Genomic DNA, 14,381 nt, shown 5'->3' on the forward strand with positions numbered 1-14,381 from the left:
CGTCGACGCGACGCCCGGCGCCGCGTACTCCGAAGGCCCCACCCGGTTGCCCGGGTGGGGCCTTCATTGCTTCGCGACCCCGGTCACCGCCTCAGGGGGAGGTAGGCGGTGACCGTTCGATTGTCAGGCTCCGTCAGCGCCGGTCAGGAGGTGGAACCCTTGAGGTCTGCCATGGCCAGCACGTTGACGGTCGCAATGAACTGGAAGGCCGGATTCATCTTGACCGCTTCCTGCGGACGTATGTTGGCGCGCACGAGGATCGTGGCCTTGCGGCGGGCCCGGTTCTTCACCTCGAGGACGATGGACTCGCCACCGATCTCCCAGTCCTCCGGGACGCTCCCGTAGTAGTTGTCGAACTTGAACGACTTGATCGCTGCATCGACAACGTAGCCGTCGTCGTCCTGCCGGATTTCGCCGGGGAATTCGAAGTCGTATTCCACCGTCGCGTCCTGACCGCTCGGGGTGAGGCGGAGCTGGAATTCCTTGGACTTGAAGGACAGTGCCATGTCTTTTCCTCCGATGGGGCTCGGAAATGATGCCGTCCGCCGCGCCGGTGAATTCGGCGTCGGGCGGCTTGCCGGGTCATTGGTAGCACGGCTCGCAACGCATCTGCCAAATCGATGAGGAACCTGCCGTCGGGTTTCGGTCAGCCTCTGATTCCGGTGCGGATTCAACTTTATTGGCGTCATTTTTGAGCCGCTTCCATCCAAGGACGTTTACAGGTGTTTATGCCTGGTCAACGCCGTCTTGACGCCCTGTCGGCCGCAGCGGTAACCGGAGCAGGGATTCTCAAGATCGGCAATGCTGGCTCTACGGCAGTCCACTGGCTCGATACCGCGGCGTTTACCGAAGTGGACTGCTCCGTTTTGCATTTCTTTATCGGCTCACCGGTAATGTCTTCCCCGGCTCGAACGGACAAGTGAGAGGTGGATCGAATGCCCTTCGTCATTGCTCAGGCGTTACCCGTGCCGATGCGTCTCGCCAGGGAGCAGCAGGAGTTCTTCGCGATAGACCTCCGGCTGACGCCCGGTAGTGCGCCGATCAGCGGCAACAAGGAAATGATCTGGGTGGAGTTCCCGGTGGGGGCGACGTTCCCCAAGGATGGGAAGGTCTATTACCACGCCCCGAAGAAGCCCCGGGAGGAACTCGCCTGCTTCCCCTACGACTCGGCGAACCGGCGGCTTCAGTTCAACCACTCCATCCATCTCGGGGACCAGTCCGACGAGGCCGACGGCTACTACTCCGTCAACATCCAGGTGCTGCCCGACGCCCTGGAGGACCTCCTGTGGGGCCGGCTGGGGATCGGGACCGCCACCGCGCCGCTGCGCATCCAGGTCGGGCCGCCCGGGCCCCGCCCCGTGCCCGGGAACCTGCTCAAGAACGGTGGTTTCACCGACGTCCGCTTCCGGCCCGGCAACGACTGGCGCCCCCTGGAGGGAGTCCTCTACGGGCGGGAGGCCCAGAAGCTCGACGCGTGGACCGTCGGCCAGTACAAGGGCCGGGGCGTCTGGGCGGCCTCGAAGACCGGCGAGCCCGGCCGGCTCGTCGACCTGATCAACGGTGACGCCGACGGCCAGTTCCCGGCCGCCGCCGAGCCCCCCTTCGACAAGGGTGAGAACGTCGTCGACATCAACGGTGACAACACCTGCAGCTTCATCGAGCAGACCGTCGACGTCACCCCCGGCGCCTCCTACGAGCTCGCGTTCCACACCGGCTACCACGTCCTGCCCAACCCCGAGGAGCCCTACCGCCGGCCCACCTACCTGAGGGCCGAGGTGCGCTCGGGAAAGCCGGGCGGCGCCAAGACCGTCCTGGCCTGGGACGACTACGTCCAGTACTACACCGGCAAGGGCACCACGGCCTCCCACGACCCCGACAAGAAGCTCAACGACCCCGGCTGGCGCGAGCGCCGGCTGCCCTTCCGGGTGCCCCAGGGCGTCACCGCGGTGACCGTGCGGTTCGCCAACCCCGGGCGGTCCGGCTTCGACGCGGAGCTCGACGCCAACCCCGACGGCAGCTCCGGAATGCTGCTCGCCCACGTACGGCTCAGCGCCACCACCCGGTAACCGCCCGACGGAGCCGGTGGCCCCGCCCGTACGCGAGCCCCACGACGTACGCGAGCTCCGCCCGTGAGTCCGCCCCCCACAAGGGCGGGCCACCGGCTCCCGCGCGCCCGCACGCCATCGCACAAGGAGACGCCCCCAGCCATGAGTACGCCCCATGCAGCAGCGACCCCGCCGGGCGAGGACGACGCCCGCGTCCCCTTACCCGTGTCACCCGGGACCGGCCCCACGCCGGCCGGCACCGCCCACGATCTCGAACTGGTCATCCCGGCCTACAACGAGGAGCGGCGCCTGGCCCCCACCGTGCTCGCCCTCGCCGACCATCTGCGCGTCATGCCCCTGAACGCCTCGCTGCGCGTCGTCGACAACGGCAGCAGCGACCGCACGGCCGAGTGCGTGGACCGGCTCGCCGCCTCCGGCATCCCCATCACCGTCACCGGGTGCTCCCGTCGTGGCAAAGGCGCGGCGGTGGCCAGGGGAATGGTCACCACCACGGCACGCTGGGTCGGCTTCTGCGACGCCGACCTCGCCACCCCCGCCACCGCGATCGACGACGCGGTCGCCCTGCTGCGGGACGGCCGGCAGGTCGTCATCGGCTCCCGCCGCTGCACCGGGGCGAGCGTTCCCGTCCGGCAACCCGCGCTGCGGCGGCTCGGCGGGGCCGGGTTCCGGCTGGCGACGCGGCGGTTCTCCGGGCCGGTCAAGGACACCCAGTGCGGGTTCAAGTTCTTCGAGGCCGGCGCCGCGCGGCGGATCTTCGCCGACGTCACCACCACCGGCTTCGCCTTCGACCTCGAAGTGATCGCCCGGGCCCGCGCCCTCGGGCTGAGCCTGGCCGAGTTCCCGGTCGTCTGGAGCGACCAAGAGGGTTCCAGCTTCCGGCCGTTCGCCGATGGCCGCCGCGTGGCCGGCGAACTGTGGCGGCTGCACCGGACCATGCACCGCCTCCCGCCCCGCGTCGTCCACCACGCCCCCGCCACCCCCGCGACCGAGGGGGCGGGATGAACCCGACGGACTTACGAGCCGCCCTCCCCGCCACTCAGGACTGGCGCGACCGCCACGTCGTCGTGTGCAACTGGCGTGACGGTCGCCACCCCCAGGCGGGCGGTGCCGAGTTGTACTGCGAGGAAGTCGCCCGGCAGCTCCATGACGCGGGCGTCCGCGTCACCTACCTGACCTCCCGCCCCCAGGGCACGGCGCGCCGCGAGGACACCCGCTTCGGCACAGCGGTTCGTGGTGGCGGCCGGTTCACCGTCTACCTCTTCGTCCTGCTGTGGCTGCTGCGCCACCGCCGCTCGGTGGACGCCGTCATCGACTCGCAGAACGGCATCCCCTTCTTCACCCCGCTCGTCGTGCGCCGCCGCACCCCCGTCGTGCTGCTCATCCACCACGTCCACCAGGGCCAGTTCGCCCTGTGGTTCCCCCGGCCCGTCGCCGGTTTCGGTCGCTGGCTGGAGGGGCGGGGGAGCGGGCTGGTGTACGGGCGGCGCGCGGTGTGCGCCGTCTCCCCCTCCACCCGCGCCGAGATCCGCCGACGGCTCGCGGTGCGCGGACCGGTCCACTTCGCGCCCGCCGGCCTCGACACGCCCCCGCCCTCCGCCGGGCCGCGCCACCGCGCGCCCACGCCGCGCGTCGTCTGCGTCGGCAGGCTCGTCACGCAGAAGCGCGTCGACCGGCTCGTCCACGCCATGCCCGCCCTCCGCCGCGAACTGCCCGGCGCCGAACTGCACATCGTCGGCGACGGCGAGGCCCGCGACACCCTCACCGCGCTCGTGGACGAACTCGGCGTCGGCCACTGCGTCGTCCTCCACGGCCGCGTGTCACAGGAGGAGCGCGACGCCCTCGTCGACTCAGCGTGGATCACCGCCACCACCTCCCTCGCCGAGGGCTGGGGGCTGTCGGTGATGGAGGCCGCGGCGGCCGGGGTGCCGGCACTCGCCTACGACGTCCCCGGACTGCGCGACACCATCCGGCCCGACGTCACCGGCTGGCTCCTGGGCCCCGACGACGACCTCGCCTCCGGCCTCGCCAAGGCCCTGCGCACCGTCGAGGCGCCGCAGGACGCGGCCCGCTGGGAGGCCGAGTGCCGCCAGTGGGCGGGCAGGTTCAGCTGGACGGCCACCGCCGCCCACCTCCTCGCCGCCCTCACCGCCGAGGACGGCCGACTGTGCCGGACCGGCCGGGGGAAGGGCGCCGAGCGACGCACCGTGACCGACGCGTGCACCATCGTCCGTGCCCCGGCCGAGCTTCTCGAACGCGCCGAGCTCGCCGCCCTCCGCACCACCGACCTCATCGACCTCACCGGACCCCGCCCCGGGCTGCTCCTGCTCGGCGCCGACGAACGGGACGCCGAGGCCGTCCTGGCCCGGATAGGCGTCGACACCGGTGACGCACGCGTGTCCATCCGCCTCGCCCGCCACTACGACATCCTCGGCTGGCAGGCCCACCCCCCTGCCCGGGCGCGGCGGCATGAACCGGGCCGCCGCCGCGCCACCACAACCTGGGCCGTATGCCTCGGTGCCCTCCTCGCCCTCGCACTCGCCCTGCGCCTGTCCTTCATCAGCCGCTCCTACGACGTGCACGTCGACGAGCTCTACTACACCGCCATCAGCCGCCACCTCGCCGACGGCCAAGGACCCGTCTTCGACGGGCAGTTCTTCGCCCTCCACCCGCCCGCCCTCTTCGCCCTTCTCGCCGCGTTCATACGCGTCACCGGCCGGGCCTCCGGCGACCTGCTCCACCAGGTCCTGGACCTGCGGCCCGTCGTGGCCGCCACGGGCGCGCTGACCGTCGTCGCCGTCACCGCGCTGCTGCGTCGCGCGGTCCGGACCCCGACGGCGCTGCTCGCCGGGCTGTTCCTCGCCCTGGACCCGTTCCTGAACCGCTTCGACAGCCGCGTCATGCTGGAGACCCAGGCGACGGCCGCCGCCGCGCTCGGCATGCTGGTGCTCGCCCGCACCCCGGCGACCCCACGCGGCCGGGCCGCCACCGGCGTGGGCGCGGGGCTGCTGTTCGCCCTCGCGGTGACCACCAAGGAGCCCTACGCGCTGGGCACGTTCGTGCCGGTCACCGCCCTGGGGATCGCCGCGCGCGGCGAAACGCGGCGGATGCGGCTGACGGCGGCCGCCGTCACCGCCGCCGGATACGCGGTCTACGTCGTGACGACCGCCGCCACCGGCAACTGGGCGCCCTGGTGGGCGCAGAAGACCGACGGGATCGCCCGCGCGCTGGGCCTCAAGCAGATCAGCGGCTTCAACAGCGACGACGGCTCGGTCACCTTCACCGACCGGCTGTTCGTCCAGCTCGGCCAGTTCGCCGTCCCCTACGCGCTGATCGCCCTCGGCACCGCCGCGACCGCCTGGTTGCTGTGGTGCCGCGCCCGGCGCCCCGGGCTCTTCGCCGACCGGCCCGCGCGGACCCTGATCACGGCATGGGCCGCGTGCACCCTGCTGCACCTGATGTACGCGATGGCGGTGGGCACCCTTGAGGAGCAGATGTTCTACCCGCTGGTCGTCACCAGCACCGCCGCCCTCGCGCTCGCGGCCGACCTGCTCCTCCGGCCGAGGGGCATGGCGATTAGAACGGTCGCTGTCCTCGCCGCTCTCGCCCTGACCGCGAACGCCGTCGTCTGGATGCGCGTCCACACCGGCCACGACGACGCCCTCCGACGGACCCTGGCCTGGTCGCGCGCCCACCTGTCCGAGGGCAGCGTCGTCGCGGCCACCGACGAGGGCACGTCCTTCGTCCTGCCCGGCGCCCGGCTCGCCGACTGGCGGACCACGGCCGATCTCAGGCGCGACCGCGTCGACTACCTCGTGCTCTCCACCGAACTGGTGAAGCAGGGCTACGCGCGGATCGGTTCCGCGCTGCCACGAGTGCTCGAGCGCGAGGCCCGGCTCGTCCACAGCGAGCGCGGCAGGACCGTCGGCGCGCTGCGCGTGTACGACGTACGGGCCCTGGTCGCCGGCTCCGGAAAGGCGGGGTGACGATGGTGACGACCGCCGCTCCCGCCGCGACCACCGAGTCTCCGGTGACGAGGACGGCCCAGGGAGCCCTGCCCCTCGCCCTCTCCGCCGTGCTGGTCGGCATGGGCAACTACGGGCTCTCCCTGTTCCTCGTCCACCGCCTGCCCGCACCCGACTTCACCGTCTACGCAGCCGTCTCCTCGGTCCTGCTCAGCGTGGGCACCCTCGCCGGCGCCACCGTGCCCTGGGTGCTGGCCCGCGAGGTCGCCGACAGCGCCCCGGGCAGCGCACGACGGCGGTCGTCGGTGCGCACGTGCCTGTGGCTGGCGCTCGGCCTGTCCGTCCTGACCGCCGTCGCGGCGTGCGGGGCCGTCGCCTCGTACGCCGGTCCCGGCCCGCTCGCCGGTCTGGCGGCGGCATGCGTGACGCTCTGGCTCAACTCCGTGGGAGCGGGGTACCTCCAGGGGCAGGAGCGCTTCGCCGGGCTGGCCGCGCTGCGCCTCGCCGAGGTGGCCGTCCGCATCGCCGTCACCATCGGGGCCGTCGCGGCCGGGTGGGGGAGCGCCGGGGCCGTCGGCGCCTTCGCCGCCGGCGCGGCGGTCACCGCGGCGGCCGGGTTCGTCGCCCTGCGGGGGGACGCGGGGAGGCCCGCGGCGATCGACGCGGACGAACCGGTGCGCGGCGACGACCGCGCCGACCACCGGTTGTGGCGGCACGCCACCGTCATCGGCGGCATCCAGGTCCTCACCTGTGTGCTGTTCACGCTGGACGTGGTCGTCGCCACGGCGGTGCGGGGCGGCTCGGCCGGGCTGGCGCCCTATCAGGCCCTGCTCGTCCTCGCCCGGGTACCGCTCTTCCTGTCGACGGCCCTGGCCACCGTCGTCTTCCCCCGGCTCGCGGCGGGCCCGTCCCCGGCGGCACGCGATCGCTTCCGTGACGCCCTGAGGACGCACTGGATCACCGGCGCGGCCGTCACCGTCACCATCGCCACCTGCCCCGACGCCGTGACCGGCCTCGTCCTGCCCGGCCACTACGCCGCGTCGGCCGCGCTGCTGCCGCCGCTGGCCCTGGCCGGGTTCGCGGGCGCCACGACCGCCCTGGCGAGCGTCGTGTTCCAGACCTGGGGACCGGCCCGGCCGGCCGTCGTGACGCTGGGGCTCGGCTGCCTGGCCGGAGGCGCCGGCTACGCGCTCACCGCCGCCCACCCCCTGGCCCTGGCCTGGTGCTCGGCCACCGTGACCTGCGCCGTCGCGCTGGTGACGGTCGTACGGGCGCGGCGCCGGGTCCCCGGACTCGGCCCGGCGGCGGAGGCCGCCGCACCGCTCGGCGCGGGTGCCGTGGCCTGCTGCGCGCTGTTCGCGCTGCGGCCGTACCCCGTGCTGTGGTCCCTCGCGGCGCTCGCCGTCCTGGCCGGAGCGGCGGCGGCCTTACGCACTCGGCCCCGCCGCCCCGGCCCGTTCCGCGTCCTCCACCTGGGCTTCGAGGATCCCCGGCGGCCCGGCGCGGGCGGTGGCTCGGTCCGGACGCACGAGGTCAACCGGCGGCTGGCCGCGCGCGGAGTCGAGGTGACCGTCGTCGTCGCTCCGTGGCCCGGCGCCACCGAGACCGTCCGCGACGGCGTCCGCTACGTACCGCTGCCCGCGCGTCCGGGACCGCTCGCCCGCAGCCGCTTCGCCGCACAGATCGCCTACTTCGCCGTCGTCGTCACTCGGCTGGGCGCGCTGACGCGCCGTCACGACCCGGACGTCGTGGTGGAGGACTTCGCCGCCCCGTTCTCGTCCGTCTGCGTCCCGTACCTGACCCGCAGGCCCGTCGTCGGGCTCGTGCAGTGGCTGTTCGCGGCCGACAAGGCCCGGGAGTTCCACCTGCCGTTCGGCGCCGTGGAGCGACGCGGGCTCGCTTCCCACAGCACGTTGCTCGCGGTCAGTAACCACCTGGGGGAGGAGCTGCGCCGGCGCAACCCGGATGCGCGCGTGGAAGTGATCCCGAACGGGGTCGACCGGGCCGCGTTCATCCCGCCCGCAGGCCGGCGGGGCGACCACGTGCTCTACCTCGGCCGCCTCGAAACGACGTCGAAGGGCCTGGACCTGCTGCTGCGCGCCTACGCCCTCGCCGCCCCGCACACCACCGCCGACCTCCACATCGCCGGTGACGGCCCGCACGCCGCCGACGCCCGCGCCCTGGCAGCCGAGCTGGGCATCGCCGACCGCGTCCGCTGGCTGGGTCGCGTCGACGGCCCCGCCCGCTTCGACCTCCTGGCCTCGGCCCGCCTGGCCTGCGTCCCCAGCCGCCAGGAGACCTTCGGCATGGTGGCGGCCGAGGCCCTGGCCACCGGCACCCCCGTACTGGCCTTCGACATCCCTCGCCTGTGCGACCTGGTCACCGACGACGTGGGAGTACGCGTCCCGCCCGGCGACCTCGACGCGTACGCGGCCGCCCTCGTCGCCCTTACCGCCGACCCGGCCCGCTGCGCGGAGCTGGGGGCCAACGGGCCGCCGAGGGTGGCCCACCTGGACTGGGACCGGATCGCCGCCGCGCAGCTCGCGGCCTACCACCGGGTCACCCCGGGCGACCGGCTCCCGCACGAGGCACCCGTCGCCGACGGGTGACCACACAACAAGAAGAAGGAAACAGAGGAAGAGACATGGCGTTCCACATCACCCAGGGCAACCCGACTCCGCTGATCCTCCAGCCGGGGGCCAACGCCTCGTTCACGATCGAGGTGTACGTCGACGGCAACCCCGTCGGCCCCGGCGAGATCATCCAGGTGAAGCTCCCCGAGGGCCTGGTCTTCCCCCCGACCGGCGAGATCCGCTTCATCAACCTGGACTCCGGTGTCAACCGGCCGCTGCCGATCGAGAGCCGTGACCCCGACGGGCGTCTCGTGCGCTTCAAGGCCGAGGGGATCGGTAACAAGCCGGAGGGCTTCTACTCCGTCAACGTTCTGGCGGCGCCCACCGCTGCCCCCGGCGACCGTACCGTCACGGACGGCCTCACCATCGGCGCCACCTCGGCGAAGCTGAGCTTCCGCGTGAGCGCGCCGCAGCCGGTGGAGCGGCGGGTGTACGGAACCATCGGGGCCAACGCGAACATCATCTCGGGCTCCGGGTTCACCGCGGTCTGGGGAGGGACCTCGACCTTCACGATCACGTTCACCCGCCCCTTCACTTCTCCGCCCGTTGTCGTGGCCACCGCGGCACAGGGCAGCGCGACGGCGATCGTCACGGTCGCGAGCGTCTCCACGACCACGGCCGTGATCTACACGGCGAGCACGAGTGGGACGTGGGGCCGCCTGCCGTTCCACTTCATCGCCATGGGCCTCGCCGCCCCCCAGGTGTAACCGCACCCGCCCTCATAGGCCCCTCCGCCGCCCCCAGCGGCGGAGGGGCCCTTCCCTTTTCCCGCCCCGTCGGATCAGCCCCCCAAGTGCCCCAGCACCGCCCCCATCGCCCGCTCCACCGCCCCCCGCGTCTCCTCGGTGTGGTCGAGCGTCTCGAACCCGTGGTGGGCGAGCGGCACGTCGACGATCTCGACGGCGGCCGCGCACTTCTCGGCGGCGGTCAGGAACCCGACGACCGTCGCCGCGATCTCCGGCCGCTCCAGTTCCACCCGCGTGAGCACGAACGGCAGCCGCCCCGCCCGCTGGATCGCCTTGGCGGGGCGGAAGCGGTCCGGCACGGTTCCCGGCCAGTTCGGCATCGGCGCGAGGACGGGATACGTCGCGGCCACACAGCGCAGCCACGACGGCGGAGCCGACAGCCAGTCCGCCGACAGCAGCCCGCCGCCGGAGAAGAACCAGAGCGCCACGCGCTCCCCGTCGACGCGCGGATCGGCCCGGACGAGCTCGACCGCCGCCGCGACGTCCTCGGCCGCGCGCCCGAAATCGGCCAGGTCGTGCAGCCGGTGGTCCACCGTCACGCCGACGAGGCCCAGGCTCGCCGCGTACCGGCCGTACCCGGTGAAGGTGGCCGAGTCCCGGGGCGTCGGCCGCAGGCCGGCGGGGAACGGCCCGCCGTGGACGAACACCACCGCCGGACGGGGCCCGTCGGCGTCCGGAAGGTGGAGATCGACCCGTCCCACCCGCTCGCGGGGCCGCTCCGGCACGTCCAGCAGGAACGTCGCCTCCTGCGGCTGCTCGTCCAGCGACAGCCGGTGCCCCTCGCCCGCGGCGGCTCGTACGAGCACCTCGGCGAGCTCGGCGGGGCACGAGAGCATCGGCCAGTGCCCGGTGGGCAGCTCGAAGAAGCTCACCCGGGGATCGACGAGCGCCCGCAGCCGGGGGTCGCCGAGCCGCACGAACGCCTCGACCATCTCGATGCTCGAACCGTTGGCGGTGCACAGCACACCGGTCGTCGGCAGGCCCTGGACCTCCTCCGCCAGCCGCAGCGGCTGGGTGAACGTGCCCGCCGGCTGCGGCGCGGCCAGCCGGCTCAGCCGCTCCAGCGCCTCCTGCGGGACGCCGTCGAGGCTTCCCCAGCGCTGCCACTCATCGAGCGCCGGGGCGGGAACCAGCTCGTCGGCCCCCTCCCGCCCCGCCAGCAGCTCGTGGACGGTCGGGTCTGGTACCACCTTGAGCGGCGCGTCACCGTCCTGCGGCAGACCGGAGTCCAGATAGACGATCCGGGCCACGCGCCCCGCGCGGCGGCCGGCGGCGCCGAGCACCGGATGGATCCCGTAGCCGTGGCCGACCAGCACCACCTCCGGCGCGTCCACGGCGTCGATCGCCCGCACCACGTCCTCGACGTGCGTCTCCAGGTCGATCCCCCGCCCCGCCGGAAGGGCCCGGTCGCCCAGCCCCGTGAGCGTCACCGGGTGCGCCTCCGCCCCCGCCGACCTCAGCCCCGCGATCACCTCCTGCCAGATCCAGCCGCCGGTGAAGGCCTCGGATACCAGGACGAATGCCGTCATGCGCGTCTCCTCGTCAACGATCGTCCACAGGCCGGCCGATCATCAGGCCGCCCGCGCTCGCCGGTACGGTAGGAACTCCACCTGGGGGAGGTTCAAGGGCGTGTTCGCCGACGACACATGGAGCATCGGAGAGCTCGCCGAACGCGCGGGCACCACCGTCAAGACCGTCCGCTTCTACTCCGACCGCGGTCTGCTGCCCGAGGCCGGGCGCAGCACCGGCGGCCACCGCCGGTACGGCCCCGAGGCCCTCGACCGGCTCCGGCTGATCCGCTCGCTGCGCACCCTGGACCTGCCGGTCCCGGACGTGGGCCGGGTCCTCGGCCGGGAGGACGCCGCCGACAACCCTCTGGACGGTGCCCTGGAGGACGTCATCGCCGAGCGGCTGCGGGAGATCGGCTCGCGGATGGCCGCCCTGCGCTGGCGCGAGGCCGCCCTCCAGCTGCTCCGGGACTGCCCGGCCGAGGAGCGCGCCGACCGGCTGCTGCTGATCGGCTCCGTCTCCGCCCCGCCCAGCACGACCTCGCTCGTGCGCTTCTGGCGGGCCTGGATTCCCCCGAGGCTCCCGGCCCGGCTCGCCTCCGCGATCATCGACCAGGCCGTGCCCCAGCCCCCGAGGACCCGACGCCGGCCCAGGTGCTGGCCTTCGCCCGGCTCCACGCCTTCGTCTCCGGCGACTGCGACGGAGGGGACAACCGGCCCGCCGTCCACCGGCCCGAGGAGGGCTACCGCCCCGCCGTGCTCTACGACGGCCTGATCGAGGCGTACGCGCTGGCCTCGGCCGAGCTGCGGGCGGGGAGCCCCGCCCGGCCCGGTGAGGCGCTCGACTGCTTCGTCTCCGCCTACGCCCACGCCCGTGGCACGGCCGACAGCCCGGCCTTCCGCCGGTTGCTCGGCGGCCAGCTCGCCGCGGATCTGCGGATCGACCACTACTGGGGGCTCGTCGCCGAGCTGATCAGCCCGCCCTCCGGCCCGCCCGAGCCCACCGCGGGCTCCGCCCACGCCTGGCTCAGCGCCGCCCTGGACGCCGACACGGCCCGGGAGGCCGCCTGAGCCGGGAACACGCGCGGCGAGGACGGTGTGGCGAAGATGTGACCGTCCCGCCTCAACCAGCGGACCCGGATCCGAGTCTTCACCTCCAGGTAGGCTTCCGGGACGCGCGATATGGCGCGCCGGAGGCAGGTCGTACACATCAGGCCGCGCGCGAGCGGGTCGTCAACCGGGGAGGATCCGGCGTTGCACATCCAGGAGTGGCTCGAGACAGTTCCGGCCATCGCCGTCTACCTCCTGGTGGGCGGAGTGATCGGGCTGGAGAGCCTGGGCATCCCGCTGCCCGGTGAGATCGTGCTCGTCAGCGCCACGCTGCTCGCCGCCTCGCAGGACCACATCAACCCGTACGTGCTCGGCGGGTGCGCCGTCGCGGGTGCGATCATCGGCGACTCCATCGGCTATCTGATCGGCCGCAAGGGCGGCAAGCCGCTGCTGGAGTGGCTGGGCCGCAAGTTCCCCAAGCACTTCGGCCCGCACCACGTGGCCACCGCCGAGAAGGCGTTCACGAAGTGGGGCATGTGGGCCGTCTTCGTCGGCCGTTTCATCGCCCTGCTGCGGATCTTCGCCGGTCCGCTGGCCGGTGTGCTGAAGATGCCGTACTGGAAGTTCCTCATCGCGAACGTCCTCGGCGGCATCGTCTGGGCCGGCGGCACGGTCGCGCTGATCTACACCGTCGGCAAGGTCGCCGAGGAGTGGATCGGCAAGTTCTCCTGGCTCGGCCTGGTGGCCGCGCTCCTCTTCGGCCTGGGCTCCTTCGTGGTGATGCGGATCAAGGCCAAGAAGGCCGCGAGCCAGAACGAGGCGACCGCCGGCCGGCCCACCGAGGCCGAGGCCGTCGCCGCCGCGGAGTGACGAGGACGAGCACGTCGTACCGAAGGCCCCCGGTCACCTTCCGTTCTAGTGGTCGTCGCAACACCCCAGCTCAGGGGATGCGATGGACTTCGAGATTCGGGAAGAGCGGAAGGCGCCGGCGAACCGAGGGAGGGATCGGACGATGACGGAACGGGCGCTGATCAAGGCGGTGGCGGGCAGGGAACCCGCGGTCGACCCGGAGGCCTTCACGGCCCCCACCTCCGTCGTGCTCGGCGACGTCACCCTCGCGGCCGGCTCCAGCGTCTGGTACCACGCCGTGCTCCGCGCCGACTGCGGCCCCATCGAGCTGGGCGCCGACAGCAACATCCAGGACAACTGCACCGTGCACGTCGACCCCGGCTTCCCGGTGCGCGTCGGCGAGCGGGTGACGGTCGGGCACAACGCCGTGCTGCACGGCTGCACCGTCGAGGACGACGTGCTGATCGGCATGGGCGCGACCGTCCTCAACGGCGCCGTGATCGGCGCCGGCTCGCTGGTCGCCGCGCAGGCGCTCGTCCCCCAGGGCATGCGGGTGCCGCCCGGCTCGCTGGTCGCGGGCGTGCCCGCGAAGGTGCGCCGGGAGCTGACCGAGGACGAGCGCGAGCACATCCGGCTCAACGCCACGATGTACCTGGAGCTGGCGAAGGCCCACCGCGAGGTGTAGACGAACGCGGCGGTGCTCCGGGTCAGCGGGGGAGACCGACGGTGAATTCCTCCAAGGCCGCCGCGACGGTTTCGGGGGCCTCCAGGGGCAGTAGGTGTCCGCTGCCGGGGACGGTGTCGAGCCGGGCGTGCGGTATGTGGGGCAGCAGACATTCGCGCAGGACGTGGGGAGGCTCGACCTGGTCGGCCTCTCCAGCCAGGACGAGGACGGGAACGCTGACCGCCCTGGCCGCGTCCGTGATGTCGGCGGCGATTCCTCGCAGCGGCCACTCCTCGCGCGCGGCGTCGCCGCCGGCCAGGCTGTCCCGCACGGCGGCACTTCGGACAGTGCCCTCAAGGCGGGTGGCGGTCAGGGCGTGGTCGAGCGCCTCCTCGACCGTCCGCGCCGAGTCGTAGGCGTGCGCGAGGAACCGCTGGTACTCCGCCGTCACGGCAGGCGGCGGCTGCGGCGGCGCGGGAGCCACCAGCACCAGCCCCGCCAAGCCCTCCGGGTGGCGTGCGGCGGCGAGTTGGCTCACCTTTCCGCCCATCGAATGCCCGACGAGGACGAAGCTGTCGAGAGCGAGGCCCTCGACCACGGCGATGATGTCGTCGGCGAGTTGGCCGAGGTGATACGGGCCGGGCAGCGTCCGCGACGAACCCCACCCGCGCTGGTCGAAGCGGACCGTCGCGGAGTCGGCAGGCAGCTTCCCCACGACCGCGTCCCAGGTACCGGCCGATCCGCCCCAGTAGTGCGCGAACACCAGCGTGGGCCCTCGTCGCCCCTGCCTGCGGACGCCGATCGCACCACCGCTCACGGGGACGGGATGAGTTGTTGTTTCCGTAGTCGTCATGGCCTCACGCTATGGTTCCCACGCCGAAGAGACCCGGTCGAAAGGCGCAT

The 14,381-nt window shown here is 73.0% G+C and carries 10 protein-coding genes and 1 pseudogene; 8 read left to right on the forward strand and 3 right to left on the reverse strand.

Going from position 1 to position 14,381, the window contains the following annotated elements:
- Positions 1 to 143: 143 nt before the first annotated feature.
- The gene (locus EKH77_RS28440) at positions 144 to 506 is read right to left on the reverse strand and encodes a hypothetical protein (protein ID WP_126917117.1); all 363 of its coding nucleotides are present in this window, start codon (positions 504 to 506) and stop codon (positions 144 to 146) included.
- A gap of 429 nt (positions 507 to 935) precedes the next feature.
- Here EKH77_RS28440 and EKH77_RS28445 point away from each other — a divergent pair, with 429 nt between their 5' ends.
- From EKH77_RS28445 to EKH77_RS28465, 5 genes are all read left to right on the forward strand, one after another.
- Positions 936 to 2,066: a hypothetical protein gene (locus tag EKH77_RS28445; protein ID WP_126917118.1), complete on the forward strand. Its 1,131-nt coding sequence runs from the start codon at positions 936 to 938 to the stop codon at positions 2,064 to 2,066.
- Between the two features lie 141 nt (positions 2,067 to 2,207).
- Entirely contained in the window at positions 2,208 to 3,068 is an 861-nt protein-coding gene (locus EKH77_RS28450) for a glycosyltransferase (protein WP_126917119.1), read from the forward strand.
- Positions 3,065 to 6,049, forward strand: coding sequence for a glycosyltransferase (locus EKH77_RS28455; RefSeq protein ID WP_126917120.1), 2,985 nt, complete (start codon positions 3,065 to 3,067; stop codon positions 6,047 to 6,049). Before EKH77_RS28450 ends, EKH77_RS28455 begins: the two co-directional genes overlap by 4 nt.
- A gap of 2 nt (positions 6,050 to 6,051) precedes the next feature.
- Positions 6,052 to 8,637 carry a glycosyltransferase gene (locus EKH77_RS28460; protein ID WP_126917121.1) on the forward strand — a complete coding sequence of 862 codons (2,586 nt, stop codon included), beginning with the start codon at positions 6,052 to 6,054 and terminating at the stop codon, positions 8,635 to 8,637.
- 35 nt (positions 8,638 to 8,672) lie between these two features.
- Entirely contained in the window at positions 8,673 to 9,368 is a 696-nt protein-coding gene (locus tag EKH77_RS28465) for a hypothetical protein (RefSeq protein ID WP_126917122.1), read from the forward strand.
- 74 nt (positions 9,369 to 9,442) lie between these two features.
- Here EKH77_RS28465 and EKH77_RS28470 read toward each other — a convergent pair whose 3' ends face one another.
- Entirely contained in the window at positions 9,443 to 10,936 is a 1,494-nt protein-coding gene (locus tag EKH77_RS28470; RefSeq protein ID WP_126917123.1) for an alpha/beta hydrolase, read from the reverse strand.
- Between the two features lie 100 nt (positions 10,937 to 11,036).
- Between EKH77_RS28470 and EKH77_RS28475 the strand changes: the two are divergent.
- From EKH77_RS28475 to EKH77_RS28485, 3 genes and pseudogenes are all read left to right on the forward strand, one after another.
- A pseudogene (locus tag EKH77_RS28475) lies at positions 11,037 to 11,986 on the forward strand (MerR family transcriptional regulator).
- 183 nt (positions 11,987 to 12,169) lie between these two features.
- The gene (locus EKH77_RS28480; protein WP_126917124.1) at positions 12,170 to 12,835 is read left to right on the forward strand and encodes a DedA family protein; all 666 of its coding nucleotides are present in this window, start codon (positions 12,170 to 12,172) and stop codon (positions 12,833 to 12,835) included.
- 142 nt (positions 12,836 to 12,977) lie between these two features.
- Complete coding sequence (locus EKH77_RS28485; RefSeq protein ID WP_126917125.1) at positions 12,978 to 13,499, forward strand: gamma carbonic anhydrase family protein; 522 nt, start codon at positions 12,978 to 12,980, stop codon at positions 13,497 to 13,499.
- 22 nt (positions 13,500 to 13,521) lie between these two features.
- Here EKH77_RS28485 and EKH77_RS28490 read toward each other — a convergent pair whose 3' ends face one another.
- Positions 13,522 to 14,331, reverse strand: a complete 810-nt coding sequence (locus EKH77_RS28490) for an alpha/beta fold hydrolase (RefSeq protein WP_126917126.1) — start codon at positions 14,329 to 14,331, stop codon at positions 13,522 to 13,524.
- Positions 14,332 to 14,381 lie beyond the last annotated feature (50 nt).

This window comes from Streptomyces luteoverticillatus, from assembly GCF_003970715.1.
In the GTDB taxonomy this organism is placed as follows: domain Bacteria; phylum Actinomycetota; class Actinomycetes; order Streptomycetales; family Streptomycetaceae; genus Streptomyces; species Streptomyces abikoensis.